The sequence below is a fragment of the Ketobacter sp. genome, assembly GCF_003671495.1.
Lineage (GTDB): Bacteria > Pseudomonadota > Gammaproteobacteria > Pseudomonadales > Ketobacteraceae > Ketobacter.
Genome location: NZ_RCHN01000046.1, coordinates 37288 through 57974, shown reverse-complemented (window position 1 = coordinate 57974; position 20687 = coordinate 37288). Strand labels below are relative to the sequence as shown.

The window sequence follows — 20687 nt, the reverse complement described above, 5'->3', positions numbered from 1 at the left end:
GCCATCTATACTGATTATGAACCCATTAAAACGGCTGTTGGCCATTCTGACATAGACAGTCTTAAAAGCTGCCAATGGCGGCACCCGGCCCTTGGTGCACACTTGCGCACCTGACACCACCTTTGGTTAGGAACCCACACAGGATACAGTGCGATGCCTCAGTATAAAGCGCCCTTACGTGATATGAACTTCGTGATGAACGATGTTCTGAATTACCCAAAGCATTACAGCAAACTGCCCTGCGCCGAAAACGCCACTCCGGACATGGTGGACGCCATTCTGAACGAATGCGCCAAATTCTGTGAGCAGGTGTTGTCCCCCCTTAACCAAAGCGGCGATGAGGAAGGCTGCCACTTCGAGGACGGTAAAGTCACCACCCCCAAAGGCTTCAAGGAAGCCTATGAGCAGTATTGCCAGGGCGGTTGGCAGGGCCTGTCCCACCCGGAAGAGTTTGGCGGCCAGGGCATGCCCCTGTCCCTCAGCATTATGAAGTCCGAAATGATCGGCACCAGCAACTGGTCCTGGGGCATGTACCCCGGCCTGAGCCTGGGTGCCATGAACACCATCTACCTGCACGGCACGGAAGAACAGAAACACCATTTCCTGCCCAAGATGTGTGAGGGCACCTGGACCGGCACCATGTGCCTGACCGAACCGCACTGCGGTACCGACCTGGGCCAGCTGAAAACCAAAGCCGCGCCCAACGCCGACGGCAGCTACGCCATCACCGGCACCAAGATCTTTATTTCCTCCGGCGATCACGACATGGCGGAGAACATCATCCATATCGTGCTGGCGCGCCTGCCAGACGCTCCGGAAGGCACCAAGGGCATCTCGCTTTTCATCGTGCCCAAAATGAAATGCGACCCGGCCGGCAACCTGGGTGAGTTCAACAACGTGGTGTGTGGTTCCATCGAGCATAAAATGGGGATTCGCGCCTCTGCCACCTGCGTGCTCAACTTCGAAGGCGCAGAAGGCTATCTGATCGGCCCTGCCAACAAAGGCCTGGAGTGCATGTTCACCTTCATGAACTCGGCCCGGGTGGGCACCTCCCTGCAGGGTCTCGGCGCGGCGGAGCTGTCCTACCAGGGCGCCCTGCCCTATGCCAAGGACCGCCTCTCCATGCGCGCCCTGAGCGGCAAAAAACATCCGGACAAAGTGGCCGACCCGATCATCTGCCACGCCGATGTACGCCGCATGCTGCTGACCCAGAAAGCCTTCGCCGAAGGTGGTCGCGCCATGGTGTACTACGCCGCCAAATACGCCGACTTCATGTTGTTTGGCGAAACCGAAGAAGCCCGTGCCGAAGCCGACGATCAATTGGGCTTTCTGACACCCATCCTCAAAGCCTTCCTCACGGAGACCGGCTGTGAAGCGGCCAACCTGGGTATGCAGGTATACGGCGGCCACGGTTACATCAAGGAATGGGGCATGGAGCAGATTGTCCGGGATACCCGCATTGCCACCTTGTACGAAGGTACCACCGGAATTCAGGCACTTGACTTACTGGGTCGCAAAGTGCTGTTGGGAAAAATGAAAACCCTGAAGACCTTCACTCTGGAAGTGTTGAAATTCTGCAAGGATAACGGGCTCATCTCCAACAATCCGCACAAGAAAGAGATGAATCGGTTCATCTGGCCCCTGTTCAAGTACACCACCAACTGGCAGCAGTACAGCGTGCGGCTGGCCATGCGTGCGCGCAAGAATTTCGATGCCGTGGGCGCCGCCTCGGTGGATTACCTGATGTATTCCGGCTACGTCAGCATGGCGTTCATGTGGGCGATGATGGCCCAGGCCGCTTACGAAAAACTGGCGGCCGGTACCGATAACCCCGAGTTTTATAAAGCCAAAATCCAGACGGCGGAATTCTATTTCGAGCGATTGTTGCCGCGGGCCAAGGCTCATGCCGAGTGCATGATGGCGTCGCCCAAGTCCCTGATGAAAATGAAAGAGGAGAATTTCTCTTTCCTGGATTGATTTTCAACCCACCTCGCACTGGGTTACCTATGGCCCTCCCCACGGAGGGCCTTTTTTTATCCATTTGTGTTAATTTTTGTAACCACCCTGCGCAGCAAACCGCGCAAATCCTCTACACTCTTCTGGTGCGATTTAAATAATTTTGCGACCAAACTCCAACGCAGTCACACAACCGCTTGTAACTGGGTTCCAATAATTCGATTTAACAGCTTTCTGCGCACAATGGGCCACATATTACAATTAAGGACCACTGTAGCATGGCGTATAATGAATTCTTCCAGTCAAGACATCCCGCATTGATTCACGGCCAAACACCTTGGGCCGGCGGCTGTATGATCGTTACAACAATAACTACAACTCGACGACAATAACGACAACTCGACGACAATAACGACAAGAAAGAATAGGGTGCGAGCATGACGTCCGACAACGCGCTGTCTCAATTTGCCGACCTCAGTCCGGAACAACGGCAGCTGTTATTTGAAAAGATTCGCCAGAAAAAGCTGAACAGCGCCCGGCGTCCCATCACTCAGGACGACACCGCACGGCACAATCCGCTGCAGTTGTCTCCCCACCAGACCGAGCTGTTCCGACGACTTCACGCCACGCCCTCTAACCGGGTCATTGAAATCCGCTTTAACGGCGCTCTGTGCTTGAGTGCACTGCAGCCGGTACTGCTTGAGCTGCAACAACTGTACCCCATCCTGGCCGCCCGCCTCGACAGCAACGAAAATCAGTTCAAGCCGGGGGATGGCCCACTGGTGGAATCGATCCAGCTCAACCAACTGAATCCAGCCGACGCCCGGGCCCAGCTGGAAGAGATCCGCAATCAGCAGCAACGCCGCCACTGCGAACAGCAGGCACTGGCTCTGACCCTGGTACAACAGGAACAGGCCCCATCCCACCTGCTGCTGAGCTGCCACCCTTTGCTGTTGGACAGTTACTCCCTGTTGCGACTGGGCCATCACCTGCTGGCCGCCGTGTTCACCGAAGTGGACGCCATGGAGCTGCCCACCCAGTGCAACCAAAGCGCGTTTGCCCATTGGTCCAGCGAGGTGTTGAACAAACCCTTTCTGACCAAAGAATGGGCCCGCCTGGCCCCCAAGTCCCTGACGGAATCCAGTACCACGGCCTTGTGTGCCAGCAGCCAGCTGCATCTGGAACAACTGGATGCCGAGTTCATCCACCAGCACCTGCCGGCCGGGCAAAGCGCCAAACAATGGTTGTGTGACGCCATCAACCAGTGCCTGTACTCCTGGCTCTCCCATCAGGGCATCACCTACTGGTTCAGCGATCCCAACCTGAAAGACAGCGAGTTCGAAAACCTGCTGGGCTATTTCCCCTATTACGTTCCCATGCAGGCCCAGAAGCGGGAAGGCCTGGCCTTTAATGCCAGTACAGAACTGGCGAAACTGCACACCCGTTTTTCACCGGTTTCAGAACAACTGGCCCATCACCTGTGCCACGCCGGCAGCCCGGTGCCCATGGTGCACTACCATTGGTTCGACGTGGACAACAGCGATCAGATCAACCTGCAGGGGGTCACCCAGCTCAACAGCGGCGTGATGCTGGCGCCCTTTGAGATCCATGTGATTGAGCAGGCCAGCCAGGTGGACCTCAGCATTCACTATGACCCGGACAAACTGGGCAGTGATCAGATTCAGTTTCTGGTGAAAGACCTGCTGGCATTGCTGAAACAGGACCAGCACAACGACCCGGGTAACCGCCCCAGCCTGCCAGACCAGCTCCGCCATATCTGGCGGGACCTGCTGCAGGTGACGGAGATTCCCCCGGCGGCCAGTTTTTTTGAACTGGGCGGGCACAGCCTGCAGGTCACCGAGATGAAATTCCGCATCAAGCAGCAGCTGAAACTGGATATTCCGATTTCGGTGCTGTATGAACTGCCCACCATCGAGAAATTAAGCAGTTTTATCCTGGCCACCCATGGTAACAGCCTGGGCTGGACACCGGATTCCCAGCATGGGGATCAGGAGGAAGAGGAAGGAACGCTTTAATTAAGATCAAGGCAGCGCGCTGGCGGACTAGTCCGGTGTGGGCACGGCATCCGGAGCCGGCGGTGCGGGTTCCGGGCTCATCTGCATGAACGTGGCAAAGCGGGACCAGAACGTCATATCAAAACGGCCGAAGTCCGGCTGCTCACAGCCCAGCCCCCGGGCCACGTGAAAGACATACACCATCATCATCTCGGCATTGTGCTCAAAACGCACATCCCCCAGGGGGGTGTTGTCCATCAGGTCGATGGTGGAGATGCCGGAAATGGTGGCCATAAAACAATGCACGATCTGGAAACGCAGGTGGTGAGGATTCTTATTGGGCTGCAGCTGCACCATCAACTGCAGGATGCGCCCCACCGGTTCCTCCAGGTAACGATTATAAAGCACCTTGAGTTCAGCATTGGCTTCCAGCATTAAGCGGGCACTGAGCTTGACCGCGTAACGCCCGTATTCCGGGGTGCAGTTCAACACCCAGAACGGCAACTGAATGGCCATGGCCACGTCTTCTGCCGTCAGGTTGCCTTCCGCAGCGCGCTCTTCCAACGCCTCCGTCACCTGGTCGAAGATCGGGCGCAGCTGGGCGTTGAGCTTATCCATCACCGCTTCGATGATGCCCATTTTGCTGCCAAAGTGATAATGCACCGCCGAGGAATTGCGGGTGCCCGCCGCCGTGTTGATATTGCGCATGGAAACGCCGCTGAAACCCTGTTCAGCAAACATCTTGATGGCCACCAGGATCAGTTTTTCGCGGGTATCCGCTCTGTTTTCTGCCCGTTTATCTGCGATCACGCGACTTCATCCTTCTTTTTATTGGTGCTCGTTATTGCTGCTCGGCAAGGTAAGTGCTTGACGTCAATACACAAAGTATAGTCTTTCACAACATTGAATGGTAAACCCCCGTACCCCATGCGGCGTTCCAAACGGCATGTGGTGACCGCATTATACAACCCCAACGCCCCTCTGCCAGTCCCCACACCAGGGTTAACAAAGGGCGTAGCAAGGGAGTGGCAAGCCTAGGCGGTCAGGGCCCAACCCGGTATGATGCCGACGATGAAACTGAATCCCGAACAAACTGCGGCGGCCCACTATCAAGGCCAGGCCCGGCACCTGTTGGTGCTGGCCGGGGCCGGCACCGGCAAGACCCGCACCATCATTGCCCGTATCCTGTTTCTGATTCAACAGGGGGTTCCGGCAGAACGCCTGTTGATGCTGACCTTCACCCGCCGGGCGGCCAAGGAGATGCTGCTGCGCCTGCACAATGAGGTGGGCAAGGTGGCCGACAGCGTCACCGCCGGCACCTTCCACCATTTTTGCCTGCAGGTGATGCGTCGGGTGCCCAAGGCGTTCGGGGTGGAGGAGCGCACCGTCATCGACCGGGATGATGCCCAGAGCCTGCTGCAGATGATCCGGGGGGAACGGCTGAAAAAAGGGGAAAAGCGCGATTTTCCCAAGGCCGCCAGCATCCTCAACTATGTGTCCTACGCCAAGAACTGCTGTCTGGAGCTGGAGCAATACCTGACCCAGTTCACGGAGCTGGACGATCACACCATGGGCCGCCTGGTGGAGATTGCCGCGGAGTACGAGCGCCGCAAGACTGAACGCCGCTATCTGGATTACGACGATATCCTGCATTTATTTGTGCAGGGTCTGGAAGGCAACCCCAAGCTGCGGGCACGGATCGCCGGCCTCTACCAACATGTGCTGGTGGACGAAATGCAGGACACCAACCCCCTGCAATGGCGGATTCTGCAGGCCTTGTCCGACCAGGCCAGCCTGTTCTGTGTGGGGGACGATGCCCAGTCCATCTACGCATTCCGCGGTGCAGATTTCCGCAATGTGCATGAATTCGACAGCCGGCTGTCATCAGCCGCCATCCTCAAACTGCGGGAAAACTATCGCAGCACCCAGGAGATCCTGGACCTGGCCAACTGGCTGCTGGCCCAGTCCAGCATCCATTACGACAAGGATCTGCACGCCCACCGCGGCCGTGGCCTGGGGCCAATCCTGCTGGATTTTGAAAGCAAGTTCGATGAAGCCGCCTGGATCGCCAGCGACCTGCAGGAACGCCATGAAGCCGGCACCTCCTGGGGTGAGCACATGGTGCTGGTGCGCTCGGCCTGGTCGGCCAAAACCCTGGAAGGGGCACTGATCGAGCGCAATATCCCCTACCGCTTTGTGGGCGGCACCAGCCTGCTGGAAGCGGCCCATGTGAAGGATCTGCTGTCCCTGTGTCGGGCCGCCATCAGCGCCTACGATGAGCTGGCCTGGATTCGTTACCTGAAGTGCTGGCCCAAAATCGGCGATGCCACGGCCGCCAAAATTGTGCAGCAGCTGATTGCGCTGGACCCGGCGGACAACCCCCTGCAGGTGCTGGAAACTGCCCTCGCCAAGCGCACCGACATCCGCCAGGGCATTGCCCTGATCCAGCAGTATCGCTCGGAACCCAGCACCGCCCTCAAACTGGGCGCAGAACACCTGGGCAACACCCTTTCCCAGCGCTACGACCGCTGGGAAAGCCGCCTGGGGGATCTGCGTCTGTTATCGGAGCTGGCCCTGCGCTACAAGGACCTGCTGGGGTTCGTGGAGGCCTACACCCTGGACCCGGTATCCAATACCGAAGCGGAGAAAGCGGACCAGGAAGACTGCGTGACCCTCATCACCGTACACAGCGCCAAGGGTACCGAAGCGCCGGTATGCTACTGCCTGGGGGTGCAGCCGGGCATGTATCCCCACCTGCGCAGCCTGGGGGACAGGGAGGCGGAAGAAGAGGAGCGCCGCATTCTCTATGTGGCCCTGACCCGGGCCCAAAATGAGTTGGTGATTACCCGGGCCGGTGACAGCAGCCAGACCGTGTTCCACGGCGGCTCGTTTGTGCACGGAGCCAGCAGCAGTTATTTTCTGGAGTACCTGCCCTCGAACCTGGTGGAATATCAGCATTTTGGCTACCACCAGGGGCACGGCGGCGGTTCGGTACTGGATGAACTGCTGGACTTTGAGTAGTAACAGGCAGAAAAAAGGCCTCCGCAGAGGCCTCTTCCCGATTCCGCAACCGCGCTGCGCTTAGGGCAGGGACGGTACCCGCACGAAATGCACGCTGTGGTTCTCCACCACCCGCTGGTTGTCATCGTTCACTTCGTTGACCGAGCCCAGGCGTACGAACAGGCTGCCGTCTTCCGAGGATTGGAAACTGTCTTCCTCTTCACCTTCCCACACAATGGTCACGATACCGGTGCTTTCGTTCACTGACCAGGTGGTGGTGCCGGAGGTATCCTCCCAGCTGTCCGAGTTGGTATCCATGTTATTGGTTTGCACACCACCGGGATCATTCATGGGATCTTCATCATAGAGGAAGGTGGAGCCCTCAGCCTCGGATTCCGCAGCCGCCAGTTCCGTGATGGTGCCATCGCCATTAAAGATGATGGTGGAGCCGCCGCCCCCCATGAGGAAGCGAATGTAGTTGGTCATGCTGCCATCGCCTTTATCCGCGCCGAAATAGGCATGGTAGGTCCAGCTCAGTTTGTAGGTGGAGCCGGCGATGCGCTCCTGATAGGTGGTGGATTCATGCTCCGCCTCCAATGCTTCAATGCGCGCCAGCAGTGCGGCAATGGCGGCTTCGTTGGTGTTGACGCCATTGGCCACCGCGGTGAAATTGGCGTTCACACTGGCGGCGGTGGCCGCCTGTCCGGCACTGAACGAGGTCACACTGACTTCCGCCATGGCAGAAGAGGCTCCGGCAATGGCCAGACTTAAAAGAGATGCGCTAAACACGGTTTTCAGTTTCATGGATTCTATCCTCAAAAATTCAATTCTGTTCGTATTCATTCAATGGCTGGCGGTCATTGCCAGGTGCTGCCGTCGTCCCAGTTAAACTGGTCCCAGACGGCGCCAGTGGGGGTTTCATCCTCTTCGCAGGCGTCACCCACACCATCGTCATCGGTATCGGTCTGTTCCGGATTGCTCACGGTGGGGCAGTTATCGGCATTGTCACCAATCTGGTCCCCGTCACTGTCCGCGGTTTCGCCCGGGTCATCGGGGAAGGCGTCGGCGTTGTCGCCAATCTGGTCACCATCAGAGTCCGCCCACTCAGTGGGATCGTTGGGGAACACGTCGCCGTTATCACCCACGTTATCGCCGTCGCTGTCGGTGGTTTCATCAGGATCGGTGGGGAAGGCATCGGCGTTATCGCCCACCTGGTCACCGTCCGAGTCCAACCATTCGCTGGGATCGTTGGGGAACACATCGGCGTTATCACCCACGTTGTCACCGTCGCTGTCGGTGGTTTCAGTGGGGTCAGTGGGGAAGGCATCGGCGTTATCGCCCACCTGGTCACCGTCCGAGTCCGCCCACTCTTCAGGATCGTTGGGGAACACGTCAGCGTTGTCACCCACGTTGTCACCGTCACTGTCGGTGGTTTCGGAATCGTCCATGGGGAAGGCGTCATTCAGGTCATCCACGCCATCGCCGTCGGAATCCGGAGTGGGGTCCACCGCCGCCGGGGTGGTTTCGGCGTCTTCAATGTCCGTGGTGCTGGTGGTTACGCCGGTGCTTTGCTTCTCGGCGATCAGCACGTCGCTGACCTCCGTCAGGGGGGTGCTGGTACCGGGGATGGTGAGGGTGGCCGGGTCCACCGTGACCGATGCGCCCACATCGGGTACATCCGCCATGGCCGCCAGGGCGCCATCGTCATCCTGGCCATCCAGGGTGCCGTCGGACAGGTCTGACGCCAGGGCCGCGAACATCTCATCGGTGGTGGCGGTGCTGGAGGCGTTGGCCGCCACCGCATCGTCTTTCAGCTTCTGGGCAATGGCGGCCACCCCTTCCAGGGCGGTGCGATAGTTCAACACCGCACTCTGACTGGCGGCGTCGGTGGTTGCGTCGGTGATCAGGGGCGACTGGCTCAGCAGGTCCAGTGTATCCACCAGGCCAAAACCCAGGCTGGATTTCACCTGGGACTGGGCGACCGGCAGTGCCGCCAGGAACTCGGCTTCGCCGAGGCTGCCGTCGTCATCGCCGCTGTAACCCAGGGTATCCTTGTCGCCGTTCTTACGGGCCAGATCCACCACCAGAGTAGTAAGGGGTGTCGCATAAGCATTCCCGCTCATCAGGTCCGCCGCGTCCCGCACGGTCACCATGCGGGTGATCACCGGCGCCACGCCGGTGGTGAGGTCCACCGTGTCGGCATCCGCCACAATCTCCAGCAGCACCGGGCCGGTGGTACTGGATGCAATGGCCAGGCCGGTTATGGCCGCCTGCTCGTTGGTGGAACCGGAATCCAGCAGGCTGCCTTTGAGGTCGGCGGCGCTGGTATCCAGGGCATAGGCCCGGACCGTGGCATTCACCAGCGGCCCCTTGACGGCACTGCCGGAAACAGAAGTTGTGGGGGTGGGCGTCGGTGAGGAGGAGGAACTGGAACCTCCCCCACCACCGCCACCACATCCGGTCATCGCCACAGCGACGGCCAGACACAGCGGTTTCAGCTTCATTCAAACACTCCTAAGAAAAACCAAGTGGATCGACAAATGGGCACCCGCAGCGGTGTGCTGAACTAAAGCTAGCAGTGGAGGGGCATTTCAGAATCACCCAATCGGGTGAAAATGACTGACCGGTTCAAAATCGGGGGTCTGGATCGGGGGCAGGATCGGGCTGAGTATCCGTGCCCAGTGGCACCAGCAGCGCCGGGTGGGTCATCAGGGTCACCACCAGCTCGGTCTGGGTGCGGACCCCGACTTTGCGGAAAATACGCCGCAACTGGGTGCGCAAAGTTTCCTTGGACTTGTTGTGCAACTGGGCCAGTTCCGCCAGGGTCTGCCCCTGCACGAGGGCATCACACAGGCCCTGCTCCGCTGCCGTCAGGCCGAAGATCGGTCGCAGGGGTGACAGGTCCATCCCCATCGGCTCATCCTCGGCATAAATGAACACCAGGGCCGCAGCGGAAGTCACCGCCTGGTTACCGCGGTCCCGCAGGGGCAGGAACACCAGGGTGAACGGTGGGTGCGGGGGGCGCTCGATGCGCAGGATCTCGGGCTCCAGCTCGTATTGGCCCAGGGCCAGCTTGACCGCCGCCATCACCTGGAACCCCACCCGGCTGTTCTCCTGGGGGTCCCCCAGATCGAAGCGGCCATCCTGGATCCGGATGCCACCCTGCTGCTGCAGAAACTGCCTGGCGGCAGGATTCAGGTGCGTCATCTCGAACTTCTCATCGAACAGCAGGGCCGCAGGCCGCAACAACGACAGCCAGCGGTCGATGCTGTGCTGCTGGTCACGGGCGTCCACCAACCCCCGATGCAGTTCCAGGCCCCGCTGCAGGTGCGGCAGCAGGCGCTCCAGCACCGCCAGTTCCGGTTCCAGAAACGGTCCCTGCTCGTCGCGCCGATGCAGCACCACAAAGCCCACCCAATCTCCGTCTCTCAAGAGCAGGCCCATGGCCACATCGCGAATGCCCTGCGGATTGGCCCAGGTCTGGTAGACCTCACTCCGGGCCTGATAGTCCGCGGCATCCGGCAGATGGGCTTCGATGCTGTAGAAGCGCCCCGCCGGGGACTGCATCACATGTTGTAACAGGCGATCCTTATGGGCCAGATCGCCGGCCACATACACCGCCAGATACAGGGGCTCGATATTCCACGGCCACCCGCCCTTGATTTCCCGGGTCTGCAGGTTGCTGATCCCGATGCTGCCGGAGCGCAGCGCCATTACGTCCGCCAGCTGAGCCATAAAGTCCTGAAAGAACTGGGCCGTACCCACCCCGGCATAGAACCGGGTGATCAAGTCGCCCTCCTCCGCATCGAACCGTTTGAGGCGCTCGGCCAAGGCCGCCATGTCAGCGCCGCCCAACCCAGTACGCGGGATTGAAAAACAGACGGCGGGCCAACTGGGCGGTGGTCTGCACCCCGGTTTTGCGATAGATGGAGCGTAGCTGGGACTTGATGGTGTTGATGGAGCGGTTTTGCAGGCGGGCGATGTCGGAGGGTTCCTGCCCCGCCAGCACCCATTGGCATACTGCCGTCTCCGCCGCACTGAGGCCAAAGATTGAATCCAGGATCGTTGCATTCAACTGGGGATGGCGACGGCTGTCCTGCAGACTGTAGATGCGCACCGGGTGGGCACCCCACGGCTCTTCAAACAGGAAGCGGGCCGCCAGCTCCACCCCGTCACAGCTCAACCGCTGGCGGCTGGAATCGAATTTCAACCCGGACCAATCGGCCGCTGCCAGCCAGGTGTCGGCCTGCGCCGGGGCGGCCTCGGCCTGCAAGCGCTGCAGCAGGCGGCAGGTGGTGACGTTGGCGCGTTCCACCTGGTTGCGCTGGTTCAGTACCACCAGGGGCAACGGCACCAGTTGCAGTAAACGATGGGTGACCTCAAGCCGGTGCAAGGGCTGCCTCAGCTTGCCCAGCAAGGCATTGACCTGGGCCAGCTGTGGCAACGTGTACAGCATAACTTCGGAGAAGCGGGGGCCATAGTCGCGGGGGCACAGTGGTTCCTGATATTGCCGCAGCAGTAGCACCACCTCACAACGGGTGCTGGCATGGGCCAGCAAAAGCCGGGCCGGGGCACCGCTTAACGTATACAGCGACAGGCAACCGTCCTTGTGAAAATGCTGATAGGGTGCCTGCCGGTCCACAGCAGACGGCCAGAGTCCGCCTGCGGGCAACGCGGAATCGGAACGACACCACTCGGATACCGCGTCCGTCTCCTTACAGGTGATGCGAATCAGCTCCACCACGCCGGCCAGCAGCTCTCCTAATCCCGTTATGGATTGCTCGAGCCGGGCCCGGTCGTGCAGACCGGCATAGAGCTGATTCACCCAGTGACGGGCCGCCGAGAGGGAAGCAGTAGGCCGCCGCTGCGAGTGGTCTTGCAACAACATCAGTTCGAAATCACTTTTAATCGGATTTGCTGGATAGGGTTTGCTGCAGTATAGGTGACTGCGAGCTCATTTTCTAACCGCAGGTCCTGCAACCCACACCCTACCGGCTGACGCGATCCCCATAAAAGCCGCATCCATATCCACAAAAAAAGGAAGCCTTTGGCTTCCTTTCCGGTGGGCACCCGGTGCTAGAACCGAACCCGTTTTTTATACTCGTATTCGTATTCATAGCCGCTGCGGCTGTAGCCGCGGTCATGGTCCTTGCGTTTGTGACCGTGGCGCTTACCCGGATGATCGCAACGGTCATGGCGATGTCGATCACCCCGGTAGCTGGGGGGATTGTGGATCACGTAATGCTCCACCCGTTGCGGTTCCCGCCGATAGCCATGGTGATGATCGTCATAGCGGGACCGTTCCCGGTATTCCCAATCCCGACGGTCGTGTTCACGATGATGCTTCACCGCCACCGCGGCCACCGTACCCACAGCCAGCCCCACCAGCACCGCCGCTTCATCATCATTCAAAGCGTAAGCCTGATTGGCGCTGAACGTGGTGGCCGCCACCAACACCGCAGCCGCCGGGAGAATGCTCTTTTTGTACCACATAAGGAAATCTCCTTTTGTTGAATGTCCCACCATCCTAGGCCCCAGAAACTGAATCAGACCTGAACCGTACACGTCGCCCTATTCAGGATGAATTCAGCTGCGGCGGGCTGTAATGAGGAGCAAATGGAGGAGCCCCGTCATGTATAAAATTGCCTTGATCATCGTCACATTCCTGCTGGTGGTACTGGCCAGCGCGCCCCAGGCACAGGCCATGCCCCAGGCTGCCACCCCCCCGGACCCGAACAGCAAGTTCCGCGGCAAGATCATCAGCAACCCCGCCAAACCCGCCGCCGATTTCACGGCCCACGCGTTGGCAGCACCCACCGCGCTCAACTCCGCCACCACAACCGCCAGCGTCTCGGTGTACGACGTCTGGTTCGACCTGCAGGGCGATCACGATGGTGACGGTTATTATCATCAGTTTGATGTGAACTTTGATATCGACACGCTGCGCAGCAGCCAACGGATTTTTGTGGTGGGTGAACTGCAAGGGGAACTGCATGGGGAGCACCAGCAGACCCTGTTCCAGACCGAGGTGTACACGATTTACGGCACCAGCGGGAACGATACCTACCAGGCACGGGTGCTGCTTACAGACGGCTATCCCAGTGATCAATACGCATTGAGCCTGAGCATTCACGACGCAGACACCGGTGCCGAACTGCTGCATTACAGCAGCGCCGACAACCCGCAACTGGCGGACCTGTACCTGGAAGACAGCAGCCGGGAAAGCGCCGCCCTGCACAGTATCAGCATTTATGAACTGGCGTTTGACTTGAGCGGTGATCAGGATCGGGACGGCTATTTCACCGACATAACGGTAGAAGTGGATGCCGACGCACCGGGGCAGAGTCGATGGGTGTATGCCCGCATCAGTTTGATTGATCCCCATGATTATTGGCGTGAAATCCATACCAGCCAGGACTTCCGACTGCAGGATTACAGCAGCCAGGATCGTTACATGAGCCGCCTGTCCCTGGACTACGGTTTCGATCCGGCCCGCTACCAATTGGCGGTGCAACTGTACGACGCCGACAGCGGCAACCTGCTGATCACCACCACATCACCGCTTGCCACACCACTGCATATGGAAAGTCAGGATTGGGACAACGATGCCTACCGCGTTGTGGTGGAGGAAGAATATTATGCTACGGCCAGCGGCGGCAGCGTCGGCCTGTTCTTTCTGCTGATGTTGGGATTATTATTGCTGGCGGGACGCTGGCGGAAAAGCAGCAAGTAAGGTTTGCAGGTGCCACAGTGTTTCAGACTGCTTGCTGAAACCTGTGGCGTTCCCCGGTCTTTTAAAGGTCGGCACGACCGATAAAATCGTCAGCGTCTGCGGGCATTACACCGTCAGCACGCACCAGCCCGGGCACAAACAGAAGTAAAACAGACAACAACGCGATGGTGAACGCGGCGGAACCCAACCAATCCAGAAATCTTACGTTGTTCATAACACCCTCCTAGTCTTTGCACCCCGACTTCCCAATCAGTGTGTGAATTGATACTGATCAGTGTAATGAGGGATTGTGAACCTGCAAACGAAAAGCCGCGTGGCAGTTTTCCACAAAAGCTGATGTGAACTTTACCTTTATCGCGCAAGCCCCATGATCCCACGGGGGTTTTTCCCGGCACCCAAATTCCCCATATTCAGGAATCTGAAAGATCATGTAACGAATCAGTCTAAATGACGTACAATAAACGCTCTTGTACCCAGCCAGCCTAGACGAAGTAGCGGGTTTCCTGACACACTAAGGCGCAATCAGTCGCTGCTTTCTGTCATCAAATATTCATGAGACTTGACAAATATCTAAGCAATTATTCCGGTTTGTCCCGCAAGGAGGCCAAGCAGGCCATAAAGCTCGGTGACGTGCTGGTGGATCAGGTGCCGGCGGCAGGCCCAGAGCAAACGGTGAGTGAACACCAGGATATTCGCCTGGGGGGCATGCGCATCGCGCCCCGTGGGCCACGTTATTTTATGCTGAACAAGCCGGTCGGTTGTGTCTGTGCCAACAGCGATCCGCAACACCCAACCGTGATCGCGCTGTTCGCAGAGGAAGAAGATGTTTCCGAGCTGCATGTGGCGGGACGGCTGGATCTGGATACCACCGGTCTGGTACTGGTGACCGACGACGGACACTGGAGCCACCGCGTGACGTCACCCAAACATAAAATGCCGAAACGGTATCAGGTCACCCTGCAGGACCCCATTGCCGACGACGCCGCAGCCCGTTTTGCAGAGGGCATACTGCTGCGCAACGAACACAAGCGCACCCGCCCCGCCAGCCTGCAGGTGAACGCACCGCAGCAGGTTGAACTGACCATCTATGAAGGCAAGTATCATCAAGTGAAGCGCATGTTCGCTGCCATCGGCAATCATGTGGTGGCCCTGCATCGGGCCGCCATCGGCCCCGTGGTGTTGGACCCGCAACTGCAACCGGGGGAATACCGCCCCCTGCATCAGGAAGAGATCGAACGTTTGTCATGATGGACCCCGCCCTGGAACGACTGTGTGACGCTCTGCCGGACTATTCCGGCCGCCTCCTGCTGGTGGCCGATGAGCATCTGGACAGCAAGCTGCTGCTGTCCCTCAAAACCATCGAAAACCTGAGCCTGCTCACCAACCGCTATGACGTGTACCAGGCGGCGATGGACAGTAACCTGTCCTGCCAGTACAACGATATGGACCTGCGCCAGCTGGGCGGTCGCTTTGACCTGATTGCCTATCGGGTTTCGAAGGAAAAGGCCATCGTTCACCACATTATCAATCAGGTACCAGAACACCTGAATGCGAACGGCAGGTTCCTGCTCTGCGGCTACAAAAACGAGGGCATCAAAACCTACATCAGCAAGGCCGAGCATTACCTGGGCAGTAAGGCCGAGGTCAGCAAGGGAGAACGTCAGCTGAAACTGGCGGAATTATCCTGCCAGACCCTGGGGGAGGCCCTGGATGATCGCAATTACCTGGCAACTGTGAGCATCGGTGAACGCCGCAACCTGGAGCTGTTCAGCAAGCCCGGCCAGTTCGGCTGGAATAAAATCGACAAGGGCAGCGAACTGCTGATCGACGCCTTTGCCGAACACGTGCAGCAAACCCAAGCGCCGGGCTCCGTGCTGGACCTGGGCTGCGGATACGGCTACCTGGGTATCATGGCCTGGGCACTGGGCGCCAAACAGGTGGTGGCCACCGACAACAACGCCGCGGCCATTCAGAGTTGCCAGGACAACTTCACCCGTCACGGCATCAACGGAGAGGTCATTGCCGACGACTGCGCCGCCGGCATTCATCATCAGTACGATGTGGTGCTGTGCAACCCGCCTTTTCACAAAGGCTTCGACACGGAACGGGACCTGACGGAAAAATTCATCCGCAGCGCCCGCCACCATCTGAAAAACGATGGCGTGGCCTTTGTGGTGGTGAATCAGTTTATTGCCGTGGAAACCATTGCTCCGGCCTATTTTAAAAGCGTCGAGAACCTGCACCGGGACAAAAGCTTCAAAGTCTTCAAGCTATCTTCTTGACGGCATAACGCAGGCGACACCCGGCGCGCTCCGGATTCAGGCCCGGGGTTTGGACCAGTGCCTGGCGCAGCATGCGGGTTTCCGTAGGTTTGCGTAAAAAGCCCACCACCGCGTTGTGACAGGTGGGTGTGGCAAACTGATACACCGACTGGAATCCTTCCCGCACGAACTCTGCCGAGAAATAAGCACTATTGCGCCACTCCCGGTAGTTGACGAAATTCATCACCAGCGCGCCCTCCTCACTCAAGTGTTCCATCAACACATCAAACCAACTGGCGTCGGCGGCAATGGCCCGCTGCGGTTCCCCCTGCGCCTCAAAATACAGGTCGTCGATGATCAGGTCGAAGGGCTCCCCCTGATACTCGATCAGCCAGTCAACGGCGTTGGCCTGCACCAGTTCCAGGTTGGGGTAGTTCAGGTCGAAGTAACGTTGGGCCAGTTGGATATGCAAAGGGCTCAACTCCACCCCCACCACCTGGTCGGGCTGCACAAAACGGTTCAACATGTGAATCACGGCACCACCGCCCACCCCCAGCACCAGCACCCGCTGGATGTCCGCCGGGGCATAGAATTGACTGGGCAGGAACAGCAGATCCCAGACACTGCCGGTGACCGGGTGCCGCGGGTTGTACTGACTGTGGAACACGCCGTCGGTATAGAGACGTCGGGTACGCCCGGCACTGCGCACCTGGTAGTGACGCCCCTGGTGTTTGCGTTCAAATTCAATGGCCATGAAAACTGCGGTCCGGATACAGGTGAATAAGGGGTCAAAACCGCCATTGTAGCGTTTCCTGCTTTTCCGCACAGAAGATTTACATGCTATTCTTGCCATTCTTTTTACCCGTTGATCTACAGAGAGTAAGGTGTATCCCCATGCCGATTCCAAGCAGTTTTGAAGGCAGATTGAAGTTACCGGTGGTTGCCGCCCCCATGTTCCTGGTGTCCGGCCCCAAAATGTTGATTGAGAACTGCAAGAACGGGGTGGTGGGCACCCTGCCAGCCCTTAATCAGCGTACCAGCGAAGGCTTCGAGGAGTGGCTCATTCAGATCAAACAGGAACTGGCAGCCTTTGAAGCGGAGACCGGTAAAAAAGCCGCCCCCTTCGGTGTGAACCTGATCGTTCACCACACCAATCCCCGGGTGCAGGCGGACCTGGAACTCTGCGTGAAGCACGAAGTGCCCCTTATCATCACCTCCCTGGGCGCCGTGAAGGATCTGGTGGACGCCGTCCACGGCTACGGTGGTGTGGTGTTCCATGACGTCACCAATCGCCGCCATGCGGAAAGTGCGGCCAAGGCCGGTGTGGACGGGCTGATCGCGGTCTGTGGCGGCGCCGGCGGCCATGCGGGCACCACCAACCCCTTCGCCCTGGTGCAGGAAATCCGCAGTTTTTTCGATAAGACACTGCTGCTGGCCGGTTGCATCAACAGTGGCTCGGACGTGGCCGCCGCGCTGCAGATGGGCGCTGACCTGGCGTACATGGGCACCCGCTTCATCAATACCACCGAAAGCGAGGCGGTGCCGGACTACAAGCAGATGATTGTGGATTGCGGCAGCAAGGACATCATCCACACCCCCGCCGTATCCGGCATTCCCGCCAGCTTCATGCGCCCCAGCATGGAAGCCAACGGCTATGACATGGATAAACTGGGCCAACCCGGTGACGTGGATTACGGCACCAAATTAAAGCCGGTGAGTGACGAAGCCAAGGCCTGGAAAACGGTCTGGTCCGCCGGGCAGGGCTGTGCTGGAATCAACGATGTACTGCCAGTGGCAGAGATGATCGAGCGCATGCATGGGGAGTTCACCCACGCCATCCAGGCCCAGGCGAAGCTGCTGGATACCTACCGATAAAACTGAATCATCACCCATAGAAAAAGGGATGCACTGCATCCCTTTTTTATTTTATGCGCGCAATTTGGTAGTGGTCATGCCGCGTCTGCCGAGGGTTCCTGCAACGCTTCAATGTGGTTCATTTCCTCCCGGAAGCGCTCTTTCAAATCGCGCCGCTCATCGGTCTCCCAAGGGTGAAAGTCGGGCCGGAAATATTGCAGCAGGAACGGGGCCAGCGCCCGCATGATACCGTCCTTACCCCAGATCAATGCCCGCATGGCACGCCGGTGCTTGGCATCCCACAGACCATCCTGTTGCAACAGGTATTGCATGCGATTACGCAGACGTAACAGCAGATCCACGGTCACAAACACCATGGCGGAAGCGCGCTTCCAATAGCCGCCCTGGGCCTGCTCATACAGGTCATAGCACACGGCCTTGTGTTCCACCTCTTCCAGGGCGTGATAGATCAACAACTCCCGAAACGGGGACTGGGCCTTCTCCACCAGATCCGGGCGGTGATAAATGAACAAATGGGCCAGGGAAGCAGTGAAATGCTCCGAGGCCGCGGTCATGGCCAGTCGGGTAATGGGTGCCAGGTTCTTGCGGGACCAGGCGTTATCCCGTTTGAGTTTTTCATCAAACATCTTCATGGCAGGGTAGCCCAGCTCGATCAAGGCAGCGGACCAGTTATCGTGTTCGCGCCCGTGCATGGCTTCCTGGCGGATAAAGAGCTGGATCTGTTCCAGCAACGCCGGCGGGATATTGCCTTTCCCCAGTTCATCCCGCACATCCCGGGCGGAGTCCATGAAAAACCGTTCCCCTTCCGGGAACAAGGCCTGCAATGCGTTGAAAAAATGCGTTTTGACCGGATCGTTATCGTGCCAATAGCGGTGCTTCTGCATGGCCTCCAGATAGTCGAAACGAACACTGCGGGCCAGCAGTTTCAAAGATGACGGAGTCTGTGCACGACGCTTACTGCCTAACATGGTTATGCTGCCTCTTGTTATTGTTCAGGCCATAATTCAGGTGATAGCTCACCTTAAGATTAGTTCACTGAAGCCACTCCGGTTAGGTGAAAGCATGACGTTGTTCTGTGGCGGGGCGCCATGTTGAAGGCCCAGACCCGCTGTTATGCGCTGCGGGCCTGGTTTTGCGGAGTTGATATTACCGGGTATACAGATCCTGGTACTGACTGCGTAACTCCCGTTTCAGCAGCTTGCCGGTGGGGGTATGGGGCAGCTCATCCACGAACAACACTTCATCCGGCATCCACCATTTCACGATCTTGTCGGCCAGGTATTCCAGCATGGCCTCCTTGGTTAAGGTGGCGCCCGGATTCAGCACCACCAGCAATAAGGGTCGCTCATCCCACTTGGGGTGAGGCACGCCCACCACCGCACACTCCGCCACCGCCGCGTGGCCGATGGCAATGTTTTCCACGTCGATGGAGCTGATCCACTCGCCGCCGGACTTGATCACATCCTTGGCCCGGTCCACGATGTTCATGTAACCCTGTTCGTCAATGGTGGCGACGTCGCCGGTATCGAACCAGCCGTCTTCCCAGTCGGACTGGTCCTCATGCTTGTAGTAGCTGCTGGCGACCCAGGGGCCGCGCACCTGCAACCGGCCAAAGGCTTTGCCGTCCTGGGGCAGTTCGTTGCCATCGGCATCCACGATGCGGATTTCAATGCCGAAAATGGGGCGCCCCTGCTTGGTCTGCAGCTGGTAGCGTTCTTCCTGGGACAGGCTGGCCATGTATCGATTCATGCTGTTCACGGTGCCCATTGGTGACAGCTCCGTCATTCCCCAGGCGTGAATCACAAAGGCGTCGTGTTTTTCCTGGAACGCCTTGATCATGGACATAGGCGCGGCAGAACCGCCAATCACCACTTCCTGCACCGACGCTAACGTCAGCTGTTGCTGATCACAGTATTGCAGCAAGCCCAGCCATACGGTGGGCACACCCAACAGCAGCGACACGTCTTCACCGTGAATCAACTCATACAGTGACGCGCCATCCATGCCGGCACCGGGCAATACCAGTTTGGCACCGCCGGCAGTGGCACCATAGGGCACACCCCAGGCGTTCACATGGAACATGGGCACCACCGGCAACACCGCGGACTGATTACAGACGCCCAGGGCATCGTTGCTCACCGACGCCAGCGCATGGATCACGGTGGAGCGGTGACTGTAGAGCACACCCTTGGGATTGCCCGTGGTACCGGAGGTGTAACACAGGGTCGCGGCCATGTTCTCATCGAACGCAGGCCACTCATAGTCTTCACTGGCGGCCTCCAGCAGCTCCTCGTAGCACAACAGATCCAGCTTGGACTCGGGCATTTTATCCTTGTCCACCATCAACACGATGTGCTTCAGCCGCGGCAACTGATCGCGGATGGCTTCAATCAGCGGTACAAACTGGATGTCCAGGAACAACACCTCGTCTTCCGCATGGTTGAGAATATAGATAATCTGTTCCGGAAACAGGCGCGGGTTCACCGTATGCAGTACGGCACCGCTGCCGGACACGGCAAAATACAACTCGTAATGGCGATGGCTGTTCCAGGCCAGGGTGGCCACCCGATCCTGTTGTTGCACGCCCAGCGTGACCAGGGCATTGGCAGCTCGCCGGGCCCGTTTGCCGGCGTCTTTGTAGGTGTATCGGAAAATTCCGCCCTCCGGTTTACGGCTGACGATCTCACAGTGCTGATGCACTTTTTCTGCGTGACGCAGAATGGATGAAATGGAAAGTTGTGAATCCATCATCAATCCGTGCATGGTGTTCTCCTCGCGTTTGGGTTTCCAGTCAGTGGTTAACGTGCTTTTCTTGCTTTTTTGTAACGGCTTTAGCCAATGTAAAAA

Annotated in this window: 17 protein-coding genes; 7 read left to right on the top strand and 10 right to left on the bottom strand. The window is 58.5% G+C overall.

Translation table 11 applies throughout. The features are described from left to right. Positions 1–153: 153 nt before the first annotated feature. Entirely contained in the window at positions 154–1977 is a 1824-nt protein-coding gene (locus tag D9N14_RS21615) for an acyl-CoA dehydrogenase C-terminal domain-containing protein (protein WP_290583744.1), read from the top strand. A 416-nt stretch (positions 1978–2393) separates the two neighbouring features. Beyond that, complete coding sequence (locus tag D9N14_RS21610) at positions 2394–3992, top strand: acyl carrier protein (RefSeq protein ID WP_290583742.1); 1599 nt, start codon at positions 2394–2396, stop codon at positions 3990–3992. Positions 3993–4019: 27 nt separating this feature from the next. Here D9N14_RS21610 and D9N14_RS21605 read toward each other — a convergent pair whose 3' ends face one another. Further along, positions 4020–4781: a TetR/AcrR family transcriptional regulator gene (locus D9N14_RS21605; RefSeq protein WP_290583740.1), complete on the bottom strand. Its 762-nt coding sequence runs from the start codon at positions 4779–4781 to the stop codon at positions 4020–4022. A gap of 261 nt (positions 4782–5042) precedes the next feature. Here D9N14_RS21605 and D9N14_RS21600 point away from each other — a divergent pair, with 261 nt between their 5' ends. Continuing rightward, positions 5043–6992, top strand: a complete 1950-nt coding sequence (locus D9N14_RS21600; RefSeq protein WP_290583738.1) for an ATP-dependent helicase — start codon at positions 5043–5045, stop codon at positions 6990–6992. Between the two features lie 60 nt (positions 6993–7052). On the opposite strand, the gene D9N14_RS21595 is transcribed toward D9N14_RS21600, so the two are convergent. The 5 genes from D9N14_RS21595 to D9N14_RS21575 all read right to left on the bottom strand — a co-directional run bounded on the left by D9N14_RS21595 (position 7053) and on the right by D9N14_RS21575 (position 12464). Beyond that, positions 7053–7775 carry a hypothetical protein gene (locus D9N14_RS21595; protein ID WP_290583736.1) on the bottom strand — a complete coding sequence of 241 codons (723 nt, stop codon included), beginning with the start codon at positions 7773–7775 and terminating at the stop codon, positions 7053–7055. Between the two features lie 53 nt (positions 7776–7828). After that, on the bottom strand, positions 7829–9475 hold the full coding sequence (locus D9N14_RS21590) for a thrombospondin type 3 repeat-containing protein (RefSeq protein WP_290583734.1): 1647 nt from the start codon (positions 9473–9475) through the stop codon (positions 7829–7831). Between the two features lie 124 nt (positions 9476–9599). Beyond that, on the bottom strand, positions 9600–10811 hold the full coding sequence (locus tag D9N14_RS21585; protein ID WP_290583732.1) for a helix-turn-helix transcriptional regulator: 1212 nt from the start codon (positions 10809–10811) through the stop codon (positions 9600–9602). Position 10812: 1 nt separating this feature from the next. After that, entirely contained in the window at positions 10813–11859 is a 1047-nt protein-coding gene (locus D9N14_RS21580) for a helix-turn-helix transcriptional regulator (RefSeq protein ID WP_290583730.1), read from the bottom strand. A gap of 188 nt (positions 11860–12047) precedes the next feature. Next, positions 12048–12464: a hypothetical protein gene (locus D9N14_RS21575; RefSeq protein ID WP_290583728.1), complete on the bottom strand. Its 417-nt coding sequence runs from the start codon at positions 12462–12464 to the stop codon at positions 12048–12050. Positions 12465–12603: 139 nt separating this feature from the next. On the opposite strand from D9N14_RS21575, the gene D9N14_RS21570 reads away from it, so the two are divergent. Continuing rightward, a complete protein-coding gene (locus D9N14_RS21570; protein ID WP_290583726.1) occupies positions 12604–13704 on the top strand; it encodes a choice-of-anchor H family protein in 1101 nt (366 codons plus the stop codon). Between the two features lie 61 nt (positions 13705–13765). On the opposite strand, the gene D9N14_RS21565 is transcribed toward D9N14_RS21570, so the two are convergent. Next, positions 13766–13918, bottom strand: a complete 153-nt coding sequence (locus D9N14_RS21565; protein ID WP_290583724.1) for a hypothetical protein — start codon at positions 13916–13918, stop codon at positions 13766–13768. Positions 13919–14256: 338 nt separating this feature from the next. Between D9N14_RS21565 and rsuA the strand changes: the two genes are divergently transcribed. Together rsuA and D9N14_RS21555 are read left to right on the top strand one after the other, a co-directional pair. Continuing rightward, complete coding sequence (rsuA, locus tag D9N14_RS21560; protein WP_290583722.1) at positions 14257–14952, top strand: 16S rRNA pseudouridine(516) synthase RsuA; 696 nt, start codon at positions 14257–14259, stop codon at positions 14950–14952. Next, complete coding sequence (locus D9N14_RS21555; RefSeq protein WP_290583720.1) at positions 14949–15986, top strand: class I SAM-dependent methyltransferase; 1038 nt, start codon at positions 14949–14951, stop codon at positions 15984–15986. Before rsuA ends, D9N14_RS21555 begins: the two co-directional genes overlap by 4 nt. On the opposite strand, the gene D9N14_RS21550 is transcribed toward D9N14_RS21555, so the two are convergent. Then, entirely contained in the window at positions 15970–16719 is a 750-nt protein-coding gene (locus tag D9N14_RS21550) for a spermidine synthase (RefSeq protein WP_290583718.1), read from the bottom strand. The two genes, D9N14_RS21555 and D9N14_RS21550, sit on opposite strands and share 17 nt — an antisense overlap. Before the next feature lie 140 nt (positions 16720–16859). Here D9N14_RS21550 and D9N14_RS21545 point away from each other — a divergent pair, with 140 nt between their 5' ends. Further along, the gene (locus D9N14_RS21545; RefSeq protein ID WP_290583717.1) at positions 16860–17840 is read left to right on the top strand and encodes an NAD(P)H-dependent flavin oxidoreductase; all 981 of its coding nucleotides are present in this window, start codon (positions 16860–16862) and stop codon (positions 17838–17840) included. Positions 17841–17914: 74 nt separating this feature from the next. Here the strand turns inward: D9N14_RS21545 and D9N14_RS21540 are convergent, their stop codons facing one another. Both D9N14_RS21540 and D9N14_RS21535 read right to left on the bottom strand, forming a co-directional pair. After that, the gene (locus D9N14_RS21540; protein ID WP_290583715.1) at positions 17915–18808 is read right to left on the bottom strand and encodes a metal-dependent hydrolase; all 894 of its coding nucleotides are present in this window, start codon (positions 18806–18808) and stop codon (positions 17915–17917) included. A gap of 178 nt (positions 18809–18986) precedes the next feature. Continuing rightward, the gene (locus D9N14_RS21535) at positions 18987–20603 is read right to left on the bottom strand and encodes a long-chain-fatty-acid--CoA ligase (protein WP_290583713.1); all 1617 of its coding nucleotides are present in this window, start codon (positions 20601–20603) and stop codon (positions 18987–18989) included. Positions 20604–20687 lie beyond the last annotated feature (84 nt).